This window comes from Clostridium sp. JN-9, from assembly GCF_004103695.1.
GTDB lineage: Bacteria > Bacillota > Clostridia > Clostridiales > Clostridiaceae > JN-9.
Genome location: NZ_CP035280.1, coordinates 2,979,386 through 3,000,047 on the forward strand (window position 1 = coordinate 2,979,386; position 20,662 = coordinate 3,000,047).

The following is a 20,662-nucleotide window of genomic DNA, read 5'->3' on the forward strand; positions in this document are numbered from 1 at the left end:
GAATATATAATGTATTATATAATATGGTTAATATGGAATATGCAGTTAACAGTGGGGAGGAGATTAAATGGATTCAAAAACTAAAAAAATAATAAAAATTACTTCCATTACCATTGGTATTATAGCCGCGATTTTTGTGATTTTTTATGGGACATACTATTTTACTGTATCCAGATCATATAGTGAATATGAAAAGCAAGTGAAATATTACACAGATAAAATAAATGAAATAAATGAATCTACCTCGTCCCTTATAAAGCAGCAGACTATAGACAGCAATAAATCTAAAAAGGATTTGCCTTCAAAAATTGATTCTTTAATAGAAATAAAAAATCACATTCAGGCAATTAATCCATCAGAAAAATATTATAAAATTAATTCCAGCTTAGTAGATGGGCTTAACACTAATATCCTCATTTACAAGCAGATTATTTCAATAATTTCTAATCCGGAAAGCAAGGATATTGAAAAATCTTTAGAGAATTTGAAAAGCTATAAAGATAAGTGTATTAATTCTTATTCTTTATTTAAAACAAAAAAATTATCTGTTTCTTTATCCCCATCATCATTGCAATTTATAAATAATTCTATTTTTTATACTTCACAGCTTATACGATTAAATAATGATAAAACAATTAAGGATGGTCAAAATTCTGAATTTATAAACAGCATAGACAGTATTTTAAATGATTTTCTTGCACTTAAGAAGGATTATAATTCACAGATAGAAGCATCCAGAAAAAGCAGGAAATTTAATGATTTACTTTTTGACCTCAGTAAAGATACCACCTCTTTTTTAGCATTAAAAAGTAAACTTTCTAATATTATTGTTCCAGCTAAAGGTGTTAATCTGTATAAAACATTTAGAAATACAATGGACAGCTACTCTTCTTACTTAGACAGCATCTATAAGGCAGTTAATTTTGAAAACTCTCAATTAAACTCTGATTCTAAAGATAACTCTTCAATCGATGCAAATTATACATTTTCAAAAGATAAATATAATACAGTAAATGATAATCTTGAAGAATTTTATAAAATATACAATGAGTTTAAAAATGGAAATAATAAATAACTGAAACAGGAACTTAAAACTTTAAGTTCCTGTTTTTTTAAATTTATGTATTTTTTTTAAAAAAGGTGAAATAATAATCAATAGCCTAAGTTTTTAAATAAACGCGGGGAAACCAGTTTTTTGGGGTGAATCGCTTCAAGCGTAGGTTATGCCTTTACCAAACCCGTCAGCTAACCCCGTCGGTAAAAGGAGAGATATAAAAAATGAAAAAACTTACAACATTTTTATTGTTTTTCTGCTTAATCTTGTGCTCTTTAAACTTTAAGGTTAAAGCATCCTATGATGAAAATGCTGAAAATGACTTATTTAAACAGGAATATGACGTTGTCCAGGTATTTAACAATGGAAATAAAGATATTTACATCACAGATGATGATATTTACTTAATGGCACAAGTAGTATACGCTGAGAGCAGATCAGAACCTTATGCAGGAAAAGTAGCAGTGGCCTCAGTTATTTTAAACAGAGTAAAGGATCCTAAGTTTCCAAAAACCATAAGCGGAGTAATAACTCAGAAAAGTGCTTTTTCCTGTGTACAAAATGGGAAAATAACTGTTGTGCCAGATGAAAGCAGCTACAAAGCTGTTTTAGATGCACTTAAAGGAAATGATCCTACCGAAAAGGCAGTATTTTTTTACAATCCTAAAATAGCTACATCCAAATGGATGAAAAATGTAAAAAAGGATAATATAAAAACTATAGGCAATCACGTATTCTTTGTATCAAAGTAAAATAAAAAATACTAAAGCAATAAAGCTTTAGTATTTTTTATTTTATATTAATTATTTTATTGAGTCTAAATAAGCTGCTGCACTTAAAGCAGCCACCTGGCCTTCACCTGCTGCCTTCATATATTGATAAGGCTTTCCAGTGCAGTCTCCAGCTGCAAAACATCCTTGTATATTTGTACTCATATTTCTGGATACCTTTATATGGCCATTCTCCATATCAAGACCAGGAACCAATTGATTAGGAGATATACTATCCTTTAATACAAATATACCATCTGTTTGTATTTCTCTATTTCGCAGTAATAATTTATTAACTCTGTCTTTTCCCTGGATTTCAAGGGGAATGTCCTTAACTATTTCTATGTCAGGATTAATATTATATTCACTTTTGTATAAAGGAACATAATATAATTTTGAGGCTAGTTCACTAACATAGTTTGCCTCTTCTTCTGCTTCCTTTGTATAAGCAATAATTGTAACAGGCTTATTTCTATAAAGAGGTGCATCACAGGTTGCACAATATCCAACACCTTTCCCAAGGAATTCTTCTTCACCTTTTAAAGGCTTTCCATACTCCATACCAGTAGCCAAAATCACTGTTGCTGCCTCAAACATCTTATCATTTGCCATAAGTGAAAAATAATCTCCCATGGCATAAATTGCTGTTATTTTCTCCTCATTAATATTAATATCCATTGAATTAATATGGTTTGTGAATTTAGCTCTTAATTCCCCACCAGTAAGACCATAAAATCCTAAATAATTATTAACTTTTGGAGCCTTGATTAATTTATTGCTTAAATATTTGTATCCAAAAAGTATTATATTCTTATTCCTAATCTTAGCATTTATGGCTGCTGAAATTCCAGCTGGGCCGCTTCCAACAATAGCAATATCATATCGCACTGATAACACACTCCTATTTATAGAACTAAATATGATTCTCTATTAATGATTTAATGGATTGCTTTGGTCTAAAGCCAACCATTGTATCTACAACTTTACCGTCTTTAAATAACATTACAGTTGGTATACTTGCTATTCTGAATTGAGATGAAACCACAGGGTTTTCATCAACATTCACTTTAACAAACTTAGCTTTTCCATCTAATTCGCCTGAAATTTCATCTAAGACTGGTGACAGCATTTTACATGGTCCACACCATGGAGCCCAAAAATCAACTACAACTGTTTCATTTGCATTTATAACCTCCAAAGGAAAATTATTATCATTTACTTGATTTACCATATCTATACCTCCATTATACCCCGTATGGGTACCTTATTAATTATATTTTACTCCACTTTTGTGGAAAGGTCAATATTTGTTTTCCTCAGGTATTCCCAAATAATGACTATTAATTATTTAAAATCTGTTTTATATTTGAGTTATTATATATTGAATCAGGATAACTATTTACCAGCCGTTTTGCATATTCTTTTGCTTTTGCTTTATCTATTTCACCATAAATTACTGCTAATCTGTATAATACGGTTTCCTCATAATCACCCTTAAAGCTTTCATCATATATAGTATAGTATTTTAAAGCCGTTTCCATATCATTACTTTCTTCGCTTGTTAATCCCAGAAAATAAACAATATGAGGATAAAGATAACTTTCTTTACCAACTGTGTATGCTTTTGAAAACTCATTAATACTATCTTTGTATTTTTTATTTTTTAAATATGCACTTCCATTATTATAAAAGCTTTGTGTTCCATCTTTTTTTAAAGTATTAACAGCATTATTTAAAAGGGTTTTATTATTAATGCTTAAATCTTTGTCCTTCCATGACTGATAAATGTCATACATAGTATTATAATCACCATTGTTAATAGAAGCTTCCAATTGGCTGTATGGAAATGCCGTGTTTACTTTGTCTTTTGTGTCCACAGGCTTTTTTACAGCTGCAGAAATTTCAGGCTGTTTATTTGTATTGTTTACAATAGATGCTTTTTTATTAGTATTTTCTTTTGCAATTTTATATTTATTAAAGAATCCCTGGCCCAATGCCAGATAAATAATAACTACTGCCGCTATTACTAGTGTGGCAGCAGTTATTATTTTCTTATAATTATATGTTTTTTTAATACCGTAAAAACTTTTTAATATTTTTAGTATCTGTCTGGATTTATCATTTTTTCTATCCAATGATACTGCTTTATTTACATATTTAAATGCAGTATCATATTCTCCTGATTTAATATAACAATCTGCAATGGCATTATTAACATTTATTGCATTAAAATCACTGTCCATGCACTTTATAAGCATTTCCTCAGCTTCATCAATCCTTAGATCTTTAATCAGCCCCAATGCCCTTTTATATCTATCTTCCATATCTTTATCGTCTTTGCTGTCATTTAGGTAATTAAGGGCTACATCATTTTTATTCATTTTATAATTGAGCTGCCATATAACCTGAGCTTCACTTAACTTGCCTGTTAAATAATACAGCAATCCCTTTAAATTTAATGCAGAACTGTTTCTATTATTTAATGCTATGCTTTTATTACATAATTCAAAGGCCATACTTATATAACCATCATTGTATTTATTTAATGCCTTTAAATAATACTTTGTACTTTTGTCCATTTTATGGCTCCTTACTGGTATTGTACATATATTTACCAAGCTTATTTATTTAAGCATAGTAAGCTTGGAATATGGTATGGTAAATTCCTCATAATGTGATTTTGTAAAATTGTCATCTTCATAAACCAGCATTTTAATATATAAATCATAGTTACCATCTTTACTTTTAACTTTTGTTACAGCTGTAACATTTTGTTTATCCTCTGCCTTATATGCCAAACTTACCTTCCCCGTTGCAATATTTAAATTATATAAACTCCCGCCTTGTGAAACTGTGCCATAGCCCATGCCTATTACTACTAATAGATTTTTATCGTCCCACCACTGAACATACTTTGGAGAATTCTGTTTTTTATTATCAGCTATTTCGTAGCTGTACATTTTTCCGCTGCCATCTTTTACAATAATCTTTCCTATTCCCTCTTCTGATGCTGTGTCTCCCTTACCTTCTATAGATGCTTGTACAGTGCCATATACCTTCCATGGTGTATTGAACTTTGGACTTGATGTTGTTTCTGTTTTATTAAATTTAGGAACAGTTGGATCTACAGTTTCAGTATTGGTAGTGTTTGTAGTGCTTGTAGTTTTTGAACTGTTGTCTTCAGTTTTGCTTGTTTGATTTTTGCTGGGTGCTGGTGCAGACTGCTGCTGATTATTTGAACTGGAATTAGTTGAAGGTTCTGCACCTTTTTTATTACTACTGCAAGCTGTTAAAGTTAATATTAAAGATATTATTAAAGATGTGCTTATTATTCTTTTTAAATATGCTTTCCTTGTCATTTACATCACTCCCAATTATTATTTTTATTATTTCTTTAAATAAATCCAAATTAGAAGAATATATATCTAATTATAGCAAATATATTGTTATTATAATACCATTAAAAAATATAATTAAGTAAATTGGGCCATAAATAAGGCGGCTCTGCTGTAGATGCATTATTATGTCAGCATCTTAAGCAGAGCCAATGAAAAAATAATTAAATATAAGGCGTTATTAATTGTTCATAATGAGCTGTTTTGCTTTAAGCATTGAGGATGCACTCATGGAGAACTCATCTAAGCCATATTCCACAAGAGTTGGAATTGCTCTTTCATCTCCTGCCATTTCTCCACACATTCCACACCATTTTCCTTCTTTATGAGCAGATTCTATTGTGATTTTTATTAACTTCAATACTGCTGGGTGCATTGGATTATATAAATATGAAACTTTTTCATTCATTCTATCTGCAGCTAATGTATATTGGATCAAATCATTTGTTCCAATACTAAAGAAATCAACATACTTTGCAAGTTCCTCTGAATTAACTGCTGCAGCTGGTATTTCCACCATAATGCCCACTTCCATGTCATCTCTGTATGGTATACCTTCTTTTTTCAGTTCCTCAGCACATTCTTTTAATATTTCCTTTGCCTTTAAATATTCCTCTAAGGAAGATATCATTGGGAACATTATCTTTAAGTTTCCATATACAGCTGCTCTTAATAATGCTCTCAGCTGAACCTTAAATATATCTGTTCTGTCAAGGCATAATCTTATGGCTCTGTAGCCTAAGAAAGGATTCATTTCTTCTGGCATTGGAAGGTAAGAAAGTTTTTTATCCCCGCCAATATCAAGTGTCCTGATAACAACTGGTCTAGGATTCATTTTTTCAACTGCAAATTTATATGATTCAAATTGTTCTTCTTCAGTTGGCATACTATCCCTGTCCATATATAAGAACTCTGTTCTGAACAGGCCTACACCATCTCCGCCATTTTCAATAACCTTTAGAACGTCAATTGGTTTTCCTATATTTCCTGCTACCTCTACGTGTTTCCCGGCTTTAGTAACAGTTTTAACCTTAATAAGCTTTTTTAACTCTTCTTTTTCTTTTTCATATGCTTCTTTCTTATTCATATATTCTTTTAAAGTTGCTTCATCAGGATTTACAATAGCCACCCCTTCTATTCCGTCAACTATAATTTTGTCTCCATTTTTAACAGACTTCGTTATATCATTCATTCCAACTATTGCAGGTATTTCTAAAGTTCTGGACATTATTGCGCTGTGAGAAGTTCTTCCTCCCACATTTGTTAAGAAGGCTATTACCTTATTTTTATCCAGCTGTGCTGTATCTGATGGAGTCAGGTCATGAGCTACTACTACTGTATTTTCAGGAAGATTTGCAAGGCCGTCAGGATTCTTACCAACCAAATTAGCTAATATCCTGTGTCCAACATCTTTTACGTCTGCGCCTCTTTCTCTCATATATTCATCTTTCATGGAAGCAAATATTCCAGAATACATTTCAACTACATCGCTTAATGCTTTTTCAGCATTAACTTTATTATCTTTTATTTTTGTTTTTACAGCTCCAGTAAATTCAGGATCATCTAACATCATTATATGGCTTTCGAATACTGCTGCTTTATCCTTTCCAAGTTCTTTTTCTGCTTTTGTTTTTATTTTAATTAATTGTTCTCTTGATGTATTTAAAGCTTTCTCTAATTTTGTCTGTTCTGATGCTATATCACTTATTGCTCTTTCCACAATGGAAATTTCACTATCATCTTTTATTACTACATTACCAATTGCGTATCCTTTTGAAGCTGCAATACCTTTTTTCATTTTCTTATCCTCCTACAAATTTCTACATAATTCATCAAAGCACTAAATAAAATAAGCAATTTTTATGCCAATACATTAAAATCTCTTACAACTGCCTTTTTATGCGCTTTAATTAGTTTATGCAAATCATCATATTTTTAGTATATTGATAAATTTTATCAATATACTATAACTATTATATCATATTTTTAAAAATATACTGGACAACCCTCTATATTGTAATGTATTATGAGGTTGATACTTTTTATCAATAATTTATATAAAACTGATACTTTTTATCAAGGAGATAACATATGTATAAAAATAGTATAGTAGTAAATATTCATAACGGTATTCATATAAGAATAGCCGCAATGATTGTTCATAAAGCCTCAGAATTAACCTCAAAGTACAATGTTAATTTATATGTAAGAAATATTTCCACCAAAGAGCCTCTGGCTATTAGTATGCTTGCTCTTGTTTCACTTAAAATAAGGGAAAATGAATTGATCGAAATATCCTGCAGAGAAGATTCATTATCTGGCAGGCAGGCTGTTCTTGAACTATGCAGCTTTATAACCAATGATATTGAACGGGATAACAAGGCTTTTGCAAACCTTGATGATATTATAGAAGAAAATAATATTGCAAACGAACAAATTTTAGATAATATTCCTATTGGAATTATTGTTATCGATACCAATTCATATATTACAACTATGAATGATTATGCCTTAAAGCTTATTGACAAAACTCCAAAGGATGTAGTAGGAAGATATGTTAAGCATATTATTCCTACATCAGACCTTCCAAAGGTAATTGCATCTAAAAGAAAATATATTGGTACAACACAGCATATCAATAACCATATATGTATTGTAAACAGAGCTCCCATATTTTCTAATAAGAAGGTAATAGGTGCTATTGGTATGTTCCAGGATATATCTGAGCTCGTTGGTATGCAGGAATTAAATGAAAAATTTCAGAAGATACTGGAAACATCCCATGATTTAATATGTTTTGTTGACGAGGACAGAAAGATAAGCTACGTTAATCCAGCCTATGAATTTAATTTTAATGTAAATGCTGCTGATATTTTAGGAAAGGATTTAAAGGCTTTATCACCAAATGGACTTAGATTATCTGTTTTTAATTCTAAAAAGAATATGGAAAATGTTATACATAGCAAAAATGATAAGAATGTTGTTTCCACTGTTGAACCCATATTTATAAATGGTAACTTTAAGGGTGTGCTTTCAATTTCCAAGACTGTAGATGAAGTAAAAGATCTATATAAAAAACTAGAACAATCTAAAGAAGAAATCAATTATTATAAATCAGAATTAAAAAGACATGCTAATTTAAGCAGCAGTTTTAGTGACATTATAGGAAACAGCAGTACTTTAAAGGACAGCCTTCTTATTGCAGAAAAAGCATCTAATTCAACTTCCACAGTACTAATAATGGGTGAAAGCGGTACTGGCAAAGAACTAGTTGCAAAAGCTATCCATAACAACAGCAGCCGTAAAGATAAGCCTTTTGTACGAGTAAACTGTGCTGCCATTCCTGAAAATTTACTTGAAAGTGAATTGTTTGGATATGAAAGGGGTGCCTTTACAGGTGCAGTTAAAAATAAACCAGGCAAATTTAATGTTGCTGATGGCGGTACTATCTTTTTAGATGAAATTGGAGACATGCCTATGTCAATGCAGGTTAAACTTCTAAGAGTCATTCAGGAAAAGGAATTTGAAAGTGTTGGTGGTATAGAAACTCAAAAGGTGGATGTTAGAATAATTGCAGCCACAAACAGAAACTTGGAAAAAATGATAAAAGGGAACTCCTTTAGAGAGGATTTATATTACAGGCTTAATGTTATTAATATATCTCTTCCTCCATTAAGAAACAGAAAAGAAGACATAAACTGCCTGGTGGAACACTTTATTGTTAAACTTAATAAAAAGCTTGGAAAATCAATTGAAAGCATTGATAAAGACTGCCTTTTATATCTGCAGGATTACCACTGGCCAGGTAATATAAGGGAACTTGAAAATATTATAGAAAGAGCTATGAATTTGTGTGACGGCAAAACGATTACTTCAAAAGATCTTCCTTTTTATATTACAAATAGTACTCCCAGGGAAGGGAATCTTATAAACCTGGTAAATAATCAGCTTATGCCCCTTGAAGCTTATGAAAAGGAACTTATTACTTTAGCAATGGAAAAATACAAAAGTTATAATAAGGCAGGGAAAGTTTTAGGAATAACCCACAGAACTGTTTCATTGAAATGTAAAAAATATAACATACCAACTAATTGAAAAAATAAGGGGCCGTCAAACCAATGAATTTACGTACAGTATATTGTAATATTTATTCTTAATGCGGCAGCCCCTTAAACTTTAGGTTTTTGGGACTGCTACGATGATTAGATATTTATTTTCTATAGACACATATGGCTCTTTTAAATAATAATGTTGATGTGAATAGGACAATCCTTTAATGGTAATAATTAAAATACCTACATATTACTGAAAGGATTGGATTACCATGGAGAATAAAAAATGTACTGATATAAATATATTATCTTATTTTGCTTCATTAAGACATGATTATGAAAGAAAATGCCCATACTGTGGCTGCACCCATACAGTGCTATACGGAAAATACAATGGTAAACAAAGATATATATGCAAAAGCTGCAAAAAAACCTTTAATGATTTTACAAACACGCCAATTGCAAGGACTCATTTCCCTGAAAAGTGGGAGGCATTCATTAAGTGTACCATTGAGGGCTTATCCCTTAAGGCGGCAGCCAGGGAAATTGGCGTTTCTTATGTAACACTATTTTACTGGAGGCACAAGCTGCTCTCTGCTTTAAAAATGGTTAAACAAAATAAGATGCAGGGAAAGTTTGAACTTGAAAATTTTTTCTTAAAATTCTCCCGGAAGGGACAGAAAGGCATTGAACATGATGAAAAGAGAGTTCATGATCAAAGCGTAAGTTACATTAATATCAGCAATAATAAAGTCTGTGTTATTACAGCACTGGATTCACATAAAAATATTTATTCCAGAGCAGTGGGAATGGGACGTATGAATGCAATGGATATGGAAAATTATATTGGAAAAATATTAAATAAAAATAAGCAGGCAGTCTCAAGACCGAAAAGCTTTTTTGCCATGTTCTTTAAAAGAAAGAAAATAAGGGAGATTAATAAATTCCTTGATAATAGCTCTGAAGCAGTAAAATATAGATGTGACTGCATGGAATGGATGTACCGTTTTAGAGGAGTAGCAACAAAGTATTTAAATAATTATTTGAGCTTATTCAAATTCTTAAAGAGTTCTAATTTTAATAATATTTCATCTACAATAAATATATTTATAGAAGCAATAAGTAAAATTAATATTGAAAATACATATATAAATATGAGAAATGCTGAAATTAGTTTTAATTGACCTGTCTCTATGGGAATTTGTTACTTTATCAACACTATTTAATAAAAGAGCCATATATCTAAAGCAGGAAAGATTAGAGAACAGAAGTTTCAGTCTTTAATAAAAAAAGACTCGCATTAGCAGTTTTAACTGCTAATGCGACAACCCCTTTACAAAATCCTATTTATTATTGTTCGTATACATTCTTTTTAACTACTGAAAGTAACATAGCTGAAACTACCATACCTGCTAATATTGCTATCAGGTAAAGGAATAGGTGTTGAACTACGTTTGGTATTACTAAAACCCATATTCCGCCGTGAGGAACTGCCAGTGTGCATCCAAACAGCATTGATAATGCTCCTGTTACTGCTGAACCAGCCATTATTGATGGTATAACTCTGAATGGATCTGCAGCTGCAAATGGTATTGCACCTTCTGTAATAAATGATACTCCCAATGCCCATGCTGCTTTTCCTGCTTCTCTTTCCTGTTCATTAAATTTATTCTTTGCTATTACTGTTGCTAATGCAATTCCAAGTGGAGGAACCATTCCAGCAGCCATTACTGCTGCCATTATTGTTGTTCCGCCTGATGCTAAAGTTCCTGTAGCAAAAACATATGCTGCCTTGTTAAATGGACCCCCCATATCAAATGCCATCATACATCCTAATACTATACCAAGAATAGCTGCATTTGCACCCTGCAAACCATTTAGCCATGCTGATAATCCATCATTCATTGCTTTTACTGGGTTGCCTAATACAAATATCATTATTAATGCTATAATTGCAGTTGATAGAACTGGTATTATCAAAACTGGCATTAATCCTTCCAATGTTTTTGGTAGTTTAATATACTTTTTTATTAAAACTACTATATATCCAGCCAGTAAACCTGCCAGTAAAGCTCCAATAAAACCTGCTCCCACAGTGTTTGCTAATGCTCCCCCTACAAATCCCGGCACCAGTCCTGGTCTGTCAGCTATTGAATAAGCCATATATCCTGATAATACTGGAAGCATAAGTGCAAATGCCTGCTTTCCTGTACTGAATAATGCTTCCGCAAATGTCCCTGGAGTTTTATATACATATATTCCACCAAAAGCAAATCCCAAAGCTATAAGTAATCCTCCAGCTACCACGAATGGTATCATATATGATACGCCTGTCATAAGATGCTTATAAATGCCTTTTCTTTCAGCTTTTTCAACTTTTACTTCCTGTCTTTCTTTTTTCTTCTCTACTGGCTTTGCCTCTAATGCTTTGTTCATAAGTCCTTTAGCATCTTTTATGGCATCCTTTACAGAGACTTCAACCATAGGTTTTCCTACGAACCTTGATTTATCAACGTTAGTGTCAGCTGCAATGATAACAGTATCTGCTTCCTTGACCTCTTTTTCTGAAATTACATTTTCAGCCCCCACTGAACCCTGAGTTTCGACTTTAATTTCATGCCCCATTTCCTTAGCTGCCATTTGTAATGCTTCCGCTGCCATATACGTATGCGCAATTCCTGTAGGACAACTTGTAACGGCTACAATTTTCATAATTTTTCTCCTCCCATAGAGTTTTAATATAAATATATAATAAAATTAGTTCGTACTAATATTAGTACCATATTTATTCGAATGCCTTAATGAATTCTTCAAAACTAGTGGCGTTCATAATCATTTCTCTTATCTCACTATGCATAAGTTTTCTTGAAATTTCACTAAGTGCCTTTAGATGCACATCACTAGACTCTTCGGGTACAGCAATTAAAAAAAATAAATAGGCAGGCTTGTCATCCATAGATTCATAATCAATGCCTTTAGTACTTTTGCCAAAGGCTATTGAAGGTTCTACAACAGCTTTACTTTTTCCATGAGGAATTGCAATTCCCATTCCTATACCTGTTGAAAACTCTTCCTCTCTCTTTAATACTGCCTTTTTAAATTCTTCTTTATCACTTATTTTACCGTCCTTATATAATATATCTATCAATTCATCAATAGCTTGATTTTTATTCACAGCTTTAAGGTCAAAACTTACCCTCTCTTTTGAAAACATGTCCTTTGTACTCATTATAAACACTCCTTCTTTTCAATTCTTACATCATTTAACAATTCATTTACCTGTTCTAAAGTGCATGCTTCAGTTCCTTCTAGGGAAACTGTCGCCGCCCCGCAGGCTGTAGCAAATCTTAAAGTATCTGCATCATCATAATTTTTTATGTGTGCATACACCATGGCTGATACCATAGAATCTCCAGCTCCAACTGTACTTTTCACATTTACTTTCAAGCTATTGCTTTTGTAAATTCCATTTTTAGTTATATATATTGCTCCCTTATCACCAAGAGAAATCATAACCTTCTCAATCCCCTGTTGTAATAAGTATTGTCCTGCACCAATTATTTCATTTTCATTTGTATCATCTATATTAAGTAATTTCTTAAGTTCATGATTATTGGGTTTTATAATATGAGGTTTTGCCTTCACTCCCTCCATTAGTAATTCACCATCTGCATCCATAACTACTATTGCTCCCTTTTCCTTTGCAATGATAGTTAATTTATAATATATGTCCTTTGGTATGGACGGACTTACTCCTCCAGAAAGCACTACAATATCATTTTTCTTACATAATATTTTAAATTCATCTATAAACTTCTGCATTTTTTTGCTATCTACTTCCGGTCCAGGCTCATTTATATCAGTATGAGTGTTATTTAAAACATCCACGATTTTAGTATTCGTCCTTGTATCTCCTTCAATGGATATAAATTTATTGGAAATTCCTCTTTTATTAAGTTCTTCAACAAATGACCTTTCCCAGATACCGCCTAAAAAGCCTGTACAAATAGATTCAACCCTAAAGTTTTTTAGTACTTTGGAAACATTAATTCCTTTTCCTCCAATATCATACCTTAGACTTTCTACCCTATTTACACTTCCTACATTTAATCCATTTAAAGTTATAGTTTTATCCATGGCAGGGTTTAAGTTAACTGTTATAACCATGTCTTCACTCCTATCTAAAGTAGTTTATCAAATTTCTGCAACTATTATTTCAACTCCTGAATCTCCAAAGTTTTTTATTTCACTGTCATCCAGTCCATGATTAGTAATTATTGTAGAAACAGCTCTAATTGGACAAATAACAGAGAAACATACTTCATTAAATTTTGAATTATCTACTGAAACAATTACCTTATTTGCAACATTAATCATAGCTTTTTTAGTTTGTGCTTCAACAAAATTAGGGGTAGTCACTCCTTCTTCAATAGATATTCCATTAGCACCTATAAAGGCCTTATCAACTCTAAAATTCTTTAATACACTTTCAGTAATATGGCCTACCATTGCTCTTGTGGTATTTCTTAAGCTTCCACCTGTAACTATAAGATCTATTCCTTCTTTGTTGGCTAGTTCTGAGGCTATATCTATAGAATTAGTAATTACGGTAACATCTGCTGCAGTTATATTTTTCGCGATTTCTAAAGTTGTAGTTCCCGAGTCTAGGATAATAGTATCTCCGTCTTCTATCATCTTAGCAGCTACTCTTCCAATTAATATCTTTTCATCACGATGTGCATCCTCTTTATCTTTAAAAGATGGTTCAAAATTTGTTCTGTTTATTCCCACAGCCCCGCCATGTGTTCTTGTTAGCAGTCCCTTCTCCTCCATTTCCTGGAGATCCCTTCTTATTGTTGATTCTGATACATTAAATACCTGTGAAATGGTGGAGACCTTTATACTGGTTTGTTCACTTAATAATTCAGCAATCTTCTGCTGTCTTTCTTCTGCAAACATATTTATCACTCTCACTAAAAAATATTTATGCTCATTTGTATTTACTTTTGATTATTACTGATTGATTAATTTTATAATAAATCATGAATGAGCATAAGTCAACAGTAAATAGTAAATTTATTCAATAAATCAAAATAAAATGAGCATTAACTTTCAATTAAATGAAAGCTATGCTCATTTTAAGCAAATATACAGTTTATATAAATGCACTAATTTATTAATGCTTTAAATTCCGGAGAATTCTTTACCGGATTAAAATCTGCTTCTTTTGCAGCCTCAGCTTTTATAGCATTGTCAAGTGCAATAGCTTGTTTTAAATATTTAACTGTATTCTCCACATCCCCTTTTCGACCATATATACTTGCAATACCGTAATATGACCATGGATTGTTCTTATCTACTTCTAAAGCCTTATTATACCAGTTAATGGCCTCATCATAGTGTCCATATAATTCATTTGCCAAAGCCTTGTTAAATCTTCCATATGGGAAATCAGGCTTAATTTCTAATGATTTATCTATATTTTTCATTCCATTTTCATAATCATTTCCATAGCACTGAGTAATTCCCTTTATATTATAGGCCATATAATAGCTTGGATCCTCCGCAATAAGCTCATCTGCCAGCTTTATAGCTAAATCATAGTTTTTATTAAAAAAAGCATCATGAGCCTGATTATATTTGTCATTCATAGATTTCTGCTTGTCCTGAAGAGCCTTATTTTCTTCCACCGATTTAGTTTTAGCTGCATCATCTTTGGCTTTAAGCTGTGTGTCACTTTTCACTTTGCTGTCCTGCAAAGCTCTATTGATTTTATTTTCCGTGTATTTATTATATGTAATCAATGCTGCTGCCGTAAAACACAGTACAGTAAAAATAACTATTTTTGCTTTAAAAGAAAGCTTACCAAACAGTCTATTACTTCTATTAAAAAAGCTCATTTTATATCCTGGTTATAAAAATCGTAACAAAGCATAACCAAACCTCCATTCTAAATTTATTTTTGCATTTTACGACTGTTTTTAAAACCAATATATCTTATTAAATCTCCATAATAACTTACAAGGCTTAATTCCATATCTTTTCAATATTTTATTTTCTAAAGTTGTTATATTACATTGTTTTTTCTCTGAATATAATGCAGTTATATATCCAATATAGCTTTCGCCATTCTTTTTAGTATATTTGATTAAATCTCTATGCTTAAATCCTAAACATTCATAAGTTTTAGCCTTAGATTTCCTTCTCATAGGTTTAATAATATAATCTTTTATATTACACAGTTCATTATTAATTATTAAATCACTTGCAACCAATGCGTCATTACTATGCGTTTTATCTATATTCCAGTCAATTCTTTTATTGGCGGTATCTCCACCAGTAGTTAATACAAGTTTTCCTAATTTAGATAATTCATTTCTTAACCAATTTTTGCCTTGCATAACATGTTGAGCATAATCAAGCCTTATATTTTTACCATTAATCATTAATTGATAATATTTAATAAATTTTTCTTCCTGTCCTTTTGTTTTATCATGACAGTTGCTACAAAGTGTAATTAAATTGTCTTGATTATTTTTACCTTTAAGTCTTTTGGGGACAATGTGATGAACTTCTAATACACAATTAGATTTACCGCACTCCATACATTTACAACCATCTCTTAATATAATTGCTTTCCTTATATTTTCATCTAGTCTATTGGATTTTTGATACTGCCATCTATATAACTTTTTCCCATCCGTTAATGCTCTTATATCAATTGTAACATCTTCTAAATGAAATTTTTTTATGTTAATGAATCTCAACAATTGATTGATAACTCTAATTATAGATTGTTTCTTTTGTAATATACTTGGTGCAACTCTACCTTTTCTAGTTGACATACTTCTATTGCTAAATCTCGCTTGTCTATATCTTTTGTGACTTCTTTTATATCTTCTATATCCACGTCTAACATCCATTAATCCCTTAATGTCTTGTCTTAGTTCAATAGTTCCTTTAAATATAGGCTTATTATAAGTTTTACATTTTTGAATTAATGAAATTCCTACATGACTACTCCCATCATCTATTCCACAAATTATTTCAGTTTCTTTATCTATTTTGACTTCATAATTTAATTGAATAACCATAGGATATTTTTGTAATAATTTAGCTTTCTTTTTTCTAATTAGTATCCATGCTTTATTAGTATTTGTGGGTGCTAATTTATTATTTGTAAAATCCAATACAAAAGCATATTCTTTTTGTTTTGACATTTCTGTCGTCTCCTTTCGGGAATTTTTCTTCTTGCCAAAGACATAATGGAGTTCATATGATTAGGTGTTTGACTTCATAACCTAGAAGTCGGTCATCCTTCCTCATTCTTAGAGCCTCAAACTGAAGAGTACATTCAAGGGTAAGTCTTTAACTTCCATTAAATCATAGTTCATCATGCTATTTCTTTTTCAAAAAACTACACTCACTTTGGCTTGAAAACACCAAATAGTCTAGTAACAGGCCTAAAGGTTACGGCATGTTACTATTTGTTATGATTTTTAACAACTATTTAAAGTTCCTGTTAAAGATAAACAATATAATTATACTATAAAGCATAATAGTGTTATTTAAAAGAATTTTATAGTGTGTTAAAAAAATATTTGTGCAACCGATTGCATAAACCCTTTGCATTGTGTATAATGAAAACATAAATTAAATCTTGGAGGTATGTCATGGATACAAGTAAATTGCCTAAAGTTGCTTATTTTTGCATGGAATATGGCTTAGAATCTGATTTTAAAATATATGCAGGTGGTCTTGGAATACTGGCTGGTGACTATTTAAAAGGAGCTAAGGACTTAAATGTACCTTTAGTCGGTATAGGTATAAAGTGGAAGCAGGGATATACTGATCAGGTTATAGATCAGGACGGAAACCCATACGATACCTATCATAATTATAACTATGATTTCTTGGAAGATACAGGCGTAAAGGTATCTGTTAAAATTAGAAATGTGGATGTAGTATGTAAAGTCTGGAAGACTGAAAAGTTCGGTAATAATACTCTTTATCTTCTAGATACTGATATACCAGAAAACCAGGATGCCTGGATTACAGGACAGCTTTATGGCTGGTTCGGTGAAGAGAGAATTGCACAGGAAATTGTACTTGGCATAGGCGGTGTGAGAGCCCTGAGAGCATTAAAGATTCCAGTAGATATTTATCATTTTAATGAAGGCCATGCTGATTTAGCAGCTCTGGAATTAATCAGGGAAAAAATGAGCTCAGGTAAATCCTTTGAGGAAGCCTTAAAATTAACAAGGGAGGAAGTTGTGTTTACAACTCATACACCTATATTACAGGGAAATGAATCTCATCCACTGGATAAACTTGAATATATGGGTGCATTTAATGGACTGACAAGAGATCAGATGATTTCGCTAGGAGGAGATCCTTTTAATATGACTGTAGCGGGTTTGAGACTTTCCAGAAAATCTAATGCAGTTGCAAAGCTTCATGCAGTTACAGCAAACAAAATGTGGAAGGACGTTTCCGGGAGATGTGAAATAATAGGAATAACAAATGCCATTCACACACCAACCTGGGTTGACAGCAGAATGACCAGTGCTTTCCAGGAAAATAGAGCTCTGCTGCCTGTTCACCAGGAAATAAAGAAAGAAACCATTAAATTTATTAAAGAAAGAACAGGAGTTAATCTGGATGCTGATAAGTTACTCATTGGTTTCTCCAGAAGAGCTGCTCCATATAAGAGAAGCGATTTAATATTTACCGAGCCCAAAATTATAGATCCATTATTGAACAGCGGCAGGGTACAAATTGCATTTTCCGGCAAAGCACATCCATTGGATGATACAGGTAAAGCAATTGTAGCTAATTTAGTTCAAATGATGAAGAAATACCCTAACAGTGTAGTATTTCTTGAAAATTATGATATGAATATTGGCAGGATGCTTACAAAAGGATCTGATATCTGGCTTAATAATCCAAGAAGACCTCTTGAAGCCAGCGGAACTTCAGGAATGAAAGCTGCCATGAATGGTGTATTAAACTGCTCAATACTTGATGGATGGTGGCCTGAAGCATGTAATGACGGAGTTAACGGATGGCAGTTTGGTAATGGTAAATCCGTAGATGATTTTAAGTCTGTGGAGGAATTAGACAAAAACGACTCTGATGCATTATATGACACTCTTTTAAACAGAGTAATTCCAACCTATTATGAAAACAAAGATAAGTGGGAAAAAATGATGATAGAAAGTATCAAATCCACAAGGGAATACTTCTCTACAAAGAGAATGCTTGAGGAATATTATAAAGAACTTTATATGAAATAAAACTATATTTTATAAGGTCATCCATAAAACACATTGGATGACTTTATTATTTTATGCATTGTTTATTTCTTATTTATCAATTAATTGCATTATTTAATTTATATATTAGCAATTTTCTGAAGGTTAATAGTTATTTTAAATAATATTCTAAATTCTTTATGTTTTTCCCGCTTTGTTTGTTATTTTGTATAAAAAATGGTATAATAAAATTGTTTTAAAGGTTTACAATATTACATTTATTTTTGAGAAAAGGAGATATGAATATGTCAAATGTAGTTGAAAAGTTATTAAAATACGTTACTTTTGATACCCAATCAAATGAAGAATCTACAACAGTGCCTACAACTTCCAAGCAGTTAGTTTTAGCAAAGGAACTTGTAAAAGAATTAGAATCCATTGGAATGAAAGAGGTTTCATTAGATAAATATGGATATGTAATGGCAACTCTTCCTTCAAATACTGATAAAAAGATTCCTGTAATTGGTTTCTTATCTCATATGGATACAAGTCCAGAAATATCCGGAGAAAATATAAAACCGCAAATAATTGAAAATTATGATGGAAATGATATAGTTCTTAACAAAGAAAAAAATGTTATTCTTTCCACAAAAGATTTTAAAGAGCTTAAGGAATATAAAGGTAAAACTCTGATTACCACAGATGGCACAACTCTGCTTGGTGCTGATGATAAAGCAGGTATAGCAGAAATTATGACTGCTATGGAACATCTTATTAATCATCCAGAAATAAAACATGGGAAAATTCGTGTAGCATTTACTCCTGATGAAGAGGTTGGCAAAGGAACTGACTATTTCGATGTAACTAAATTTGGCGTTGACTTTGCATATACTCTTGATGGAGGTGCAATAGGAGAACTTGAATATGAGAACTTTAATGCTGCAGGAGCAAAAATTAAAATCAATGGAAAAAGTGTGCACCCTGGATCTGCAAAGGATACAATGATAAATGCAATACTTGTTGCAAATGAATTTATATCTATGCTTCCAGCAATTGAAACACCTACACATACAGAAGGATACGAAGGCTTCTATCATGTTGTTAGTATTAACGGCGGTGTTGAAGAAGCTACAATGAATATGATAATAAGAGATCATGATAAAACAATATTTGAAAACAGAAAACAAAATGTTGAGAAAATTGCAGTTGAATTAAATAAAAAATATGGAGAAGGAACTGTTAATGCTGATATTAAAGATCAGTACTACAACATGAAAGAAAAGGTTGAGCCTGTAAAACATATAGTTGATACTGCTTTTGAGGCTATGAAGTCCTGCGGAATCGTTCCAAAAGTTCAGCCTATAAGAGGAGGTACTGACGGAGCTCAATTATCATTTAAAGGAATACCTACTCCAAACCTGTTTACAGGCGGTCATAACTTCCACGGTAAATATGAATTTATTCCAACATTTGCAATGGAAAAAGCTGTAGACGTTGTTGTAAAAATCATTGAACTTTACTCAAATAAATAATTTGCAATTAAAAGGATTATGGAATTTATCTTCCCATAATCCTTTTTTATCCACACTGTGGATTAAATCTGCTTATTAATATAATCATTATATTTAAGCTTTATAAACTCTTCAATTTCTTCAAGTGAATGTTTTCTGCTTCTGGCGCAGTTATGAGCACTATCTTCACAAATAAAGCATTTTCTCGGTGGCATATTAAGATCTTTTCTGCTTATACCTCTCCCCTGGCTGTATACATCTATATCCACCAGTCTTCCTAATGGATGTTTATCCTCTATAGAAACAACTGCTTTTTTTATTTCATATGGCTTACCATGAACTGCCATAATAAATATTGGGCCTTCAGCGCCTAAATACCATTGAACATTTAAATAGTTTTTAAATTCCCGCAAAAGTTCTCTGCCTATTATAGTACATACTCCAATACTTATATTATTACACTTATTTTCTCCCGGATAGTTAACTCTTAAGGATATAATTGTACATTTGTATTTTTCCTCAAGAAGAGAAATTAGCCTTACCCTGTTTTCTCTTTCATTTAGTATTTCATAAATGGAATACTTTTTTATATCTTTAATATTATAATCAAATAATTTGTCCATAAT

At 31.7% G+C, this 20,662-nt stretch carries 18 protein-coding genes and 1 riboswitch; of the genes, 6 read left to right on the forward strand and 12 right to left on the reverse strand.

Annotated elements, in window-relative coordinates; genetic code table 11:
• The first annotated feature begins 67 nt into the window (after positions 1-67).
• Both EQM05_RS14255 and EQM05_RS14260 read left to right on the forward strand, forming a co-directional pair.
• Positions 68-1,075: a hypothetical protein gene (locus EQM05_RS14255; protein WP_128750694.1), complete on the forward strand. Its 1,008-nt coding sequence runs from the start codon at positions 68-70 to the stop codon at positions 1,073-1,075.
• A 72-nt stretch (positions 1,076-1,147) separates the two neighbouring features.
• Positions 1,148-1,274: riboswitch (cyclic di-AMP (ydaO/yuaA leader) on the forward strand.
• 4 nt (positions 1,275-1,278) lie between these two features.
• Complete coding sequence (locus EQM05_RS14260; RefSeq protein WP_128750696.1) at positions 1,279-1,806, forward strand: cell wall hydrolase; 528 nt, start codon at positions 1,279-1,281, stop codon at positions 1,804-1,806.
• A gap of 51 nt (positions 1,807-1,857) precedes the next feature.
• Here the strand turns inward: EQM05_RS14260 and EQM05_RS14265 are convergent, their stop codons facing one another.
• From EQM05_RS14265 to ptsP, 5 genes are all read right to left on the reverse strand, one after another.
• Positions 1,858-2,721: an NAD(P)/FAD-dependent oxidoreductase gene (locus EQM05_RS14265; protein WP_243108081.1), complete on the reverse strand. Its 864-nt coding sequence runs from the start codon at positions 2,719-2,721 to the stop codon at positions 1,858-1,860.
• Positions 2,722-2,737: 16 nt separating this feature from the next.
• Positions 2,738-3,055, reverse strand: coding sequence for a thioredoxin (trxA, locus tag EQM05_RS14270; RefSeq protein ID WP_128750700.1), 318 nt, complete (start codon positions 3,053-3,055; stop codon positions 2,738-2,740).
• Between the two features lie 109 nt (positions 3,056-3,164).
• Complete coding sequence (locus tag EQM05_RS14275; RefSeq protein WP_128750702.1) at positions 3,165-4,403, reverse strand: tetratricopeptide repeat protein; 1,239 nt, start codon at positions 4,401-4,403, stop codon at positions 3,165-3,167.
• A gap of 45 nt (positions 4,404-4,448) precedes the next feature.
• Positions 4,449-5,183, reverse strand: a complete 735-nt coding sequence (locus EQM05_RS14280; RefSeq protein WP_128750704.1) for a DUF4652 domain-containing protein — start codon at positions 5,181-5,183, stop codon at positions 4,449-4,451.
• A gap of 217 nt (positions 5,184-5,400) precedes the next feature.
• The gene (gene ptsP / locus EQM05_RS14285) at positions 5,401-7,017 is read right to left on the reverse strand and encodes a phosphoenolpyruvate--protein phosphotransferase (protein WP_128750706.1); all 1,617 of its coding nucleotides are present in this window, start codon (positions 7,015-7,017) and stop codon (positions 5,401-5,403) included.
• A gap of 293 nt (positions 7,018-7,310) precedes the next feature.
• On the opposite strand from ptsP, the gene EQM05_RS14290 reads away from it, so the two are divergent.
• Entirely contained in the window at positions 7,311-9,314 is a 2,004-nt protein-coding gene (locus EQM05_RS14290) for a sigma 54-interacting transcriptional regulator (RefSeq protein WP_128750708.1), read from the forward strand.
• Between the two features lie 229 nt (positions 9,315-9,543).
• Positions 9,544-10,455 (forward strand): IS1 family transposase, encoded by a 912-nt coding sequence (locus EQM05_RS14295; protein WP_128750710.1) that lies wholly within the window; start codon positions 9,544-9,546, stop codon positions 10,453-10,455.
• A 166-nt stretch (positions 10,456-10,621) separates the two neighbouring features.
• On the opposite strand, the gene EQM05_RS14300 is transcribed toward EQM05_RS14295, so the two are convergent.
• From EQM05_RS14300 to iscB, 6 genes are all read right to left on the reverse strand, one after another.
• Entirely contained in the window at positions 10,622-11,983 is a 1,362-nt protein-coding gene (locus tag EQM05_RS14300) for a fructose-specific PTS transporter subunit EIIC (protein WP_164917311.1), read from the reverse strand.
• Between the two features lie 73 nt (positions 11,984-12,056).
• Complete coding sequence (locus EQM05_RS14305; RefSeq protein WP_128750714.1) at positions 12,057-12,500, reverse strand: PTS sugar transporter subunit IIA; 444 nt, start codon at positions 12,498-12,500, stop codon at positions 12,057-12,059.
• Positions 12,500-13,438, reverse strand: coding sequence for a 1-phosphofructokinase (pfkB, locus tag EQM05_RS14310; protein ID WP_128750716.1), 939 nt, complete (start codon positions 13,436-13,438; stop codon positions 12,500-12,502). Before pfkB ends, EQM05_RS14305 begins: the two co-directional genes overlap by 1 nt.
• A 27-nt stretch (positions 13,439-13,465) precedes the next feature.
• Positions 13,466-14,230 carry a DeoR/GlpR family DNA-binding transcription regulator gene (locus EQM05_RS14315; RefSeq protein ID WP_128750717.1) on the reverse strand — a complete coding sequence of 255 codons (765 nt, stop codon included), beginning with the start codon at positions 14,228-14,230 and terminating at the stop codon, positions 13,466-13,468.
• A 209-nt stretch (positions 14,231-14,439) separates the two neighbouring features.
• The gene (locus EQM05_RS14320) at positions 14,440-15,171 is read right to left on the reverse strand and encodes a tetratricopeptide repeat protein (RefSeq protein ID WP_128750719.1); all 732 of its coding nucleotides are present in this window, start codon (positions 15,169-15,171) and stop codon (positions 14,440-14,442) included.
• 81 nt (positions 15,172-15,252) lie between these two features.
• Positions 15,253-16,491 carry an RNA-guided endonuclease IscB gene (gene iscB, locus EQM05_RS14325; protein WP_128750721.1) on the reverse strand — a complete coding sequence of 413 codons (1,239 nt, stop codon included), beginning with the start codon at positions 16,489-16,491 and terminating at the stop codon, positions 15,253-15,255.
• Positions 16,492-16,944: 453 nt separating this feature from the next.
• Here iscB and glgP point away from each other — a divergent pair, with 453 nt between their 5' ends.
• Entirely contained in the window at positions 16,945-18,567 is a 1,623-nt protein-coding gene (gene glgP / locus EQM05_RS14330) for an alpha-glucan family phosphorylase (protein WP_128750723.1), read from the forward strand.
• A 263-nt stretch (positions 18,568-18,830) separates the two neighbouring features.
• Entirely contained in the window at positions 18,831-20,057 is a 1,227-nt protein-coding gene (gene pepT, locus EQM05_RS14335) for a peptidase T (protein ID WP_128750725.1), read from the forward strand.
• Positions 20,058-20,119: 62 nt separating this feature from the next.
• On the opposite strand, the gene citX is transcribed toward pepT, so the two are convergent.
• Positions 20,120-20,659: a citrate lyase holo-[acyl-carrier protein] synthase gene (citX, locus tag EQM05_RS14340; protein WP_128750727.1), complete on the reverse strand. Its 540-nt coding sequence runs from the start codon at positions 20,657-20,659 to the stop codon at positions 20,120-20,122.
• Positions 20,660-20,662: the final 3 nt, after the last annotated feature.

Bases quoted from the DNA above. Each gene is read 5' to 3' on its own strand.
- EQM05_RS14255 (WP_128750694.1), top strand. From the start codon at position 68: ATGGATTCAAAAACTAAAAAAATAATAAAAATTACTTCCATTACCATT.
- EQM05_RS14260 (WP_128750696.1), top strand. From the start codon at position 1,279: ATGAAAAAACTTACAACATTTTTATTGTTTTTCTGCTTAATCTTGTGC.
- trxA (WP_128750700.1), bottom strand. From the start codon at position 3,055: ATGGTAAATCAAGTAAATGATAATAATTTTCCTTTGGAGGTTATAAAT.
- EQM05_RS14275 (WP_128750702.1), bottom strand. From the start codon at position 4,403: ATGGACAAAAGTACAAAGTATTATTTAAAGGCATTAAATAAATACAAT.
- EQM05_RS14280 (WP_128750704.1), bottom strand. From the start codon at position 5,183: ATGACAAGGAAAGCATATTTAAAAAGAATAATAAGCACATCTTTAATA.
- ptsP (WP_128750706.1), bottom strand. From the start codon at position 7,017: ATGAAAAAAGGTATTGCAGCTTCAAAAGGATACGCAATTGGTAATGTA.
- EQM05_RS14290 (WP_128750708.1), top strand. From the start codon at position 7,311: ATGTATAAAAATAGTATAGTAGTAAATATTCATAACGGTATTCATATA.
- EQM05_RS14295 (WP_128750710.1), top strand. From the start codon at position 9,544: ATGGAGAATAAAAAATGTACTGATATAAATATATTATCTTATTTTGCT.
- EQM05_RS14300 (WP_164917311.1), bottom strand. From the start codon at position 11,983: ATGAAAATTGTAGCCGTTACAAGTTGTCCTACAGGAATTGCGCATACG.
- EQM05_RS14305 (WP_128750714.1), bottom strand. From the start codon at position 12,500: ATGAGTACAAAGGACATGTTTTCAAAAGAGAGGGTAAGTTTTGACCTT.
- pfkB (WP_128750716.1), bottom strand. From the start codon at position 13,438: ATGGTTATAACAGTTAACTTAAACCCTGCCATGGATAAAACTATAACT.
- EQM05_RS14315 (WP_128750717.1), bottom strand. From the start codon at position 14,230: ATGTTTGCAGAAGAAAGACAGCAGAAGATTGCTGAATTATTAAGTGAA.
- EQM05_RS14320 (WP_128750719.1), bottom strand. From the start codon at position 15,171: ATGAGCTTTTTTAATAGAAGTAATAGACTGTTTGGTAAGCTTTCTTTT.
- iscB (WP_128750721.1), bottom strand. From the start codon at position 16,491: ATGTCAAAACAAAAAGAATATGCTTTTGTATTGGATTTTACAAATAAT.
- glgP (WP_128750723.1), top strand. From the start codon at position 16,945: ATGGATACAAGTAAATTGCCTAAAGTTGCTTATTTTTGCATGGAATAT.
- pepT (WP_128750725.1), top strand. From the start codon at position 18,831: ATGTCAAATGTAGTTGAAAAGTTATTAAAATACGTTACTTTTGATACC.
- citX (WP_128750727.1), bottom strand. From the start codon at position 20,659: ATGGACAAATTATTTGATTATAATATTAAAGATATAAAAAAGTATTCC.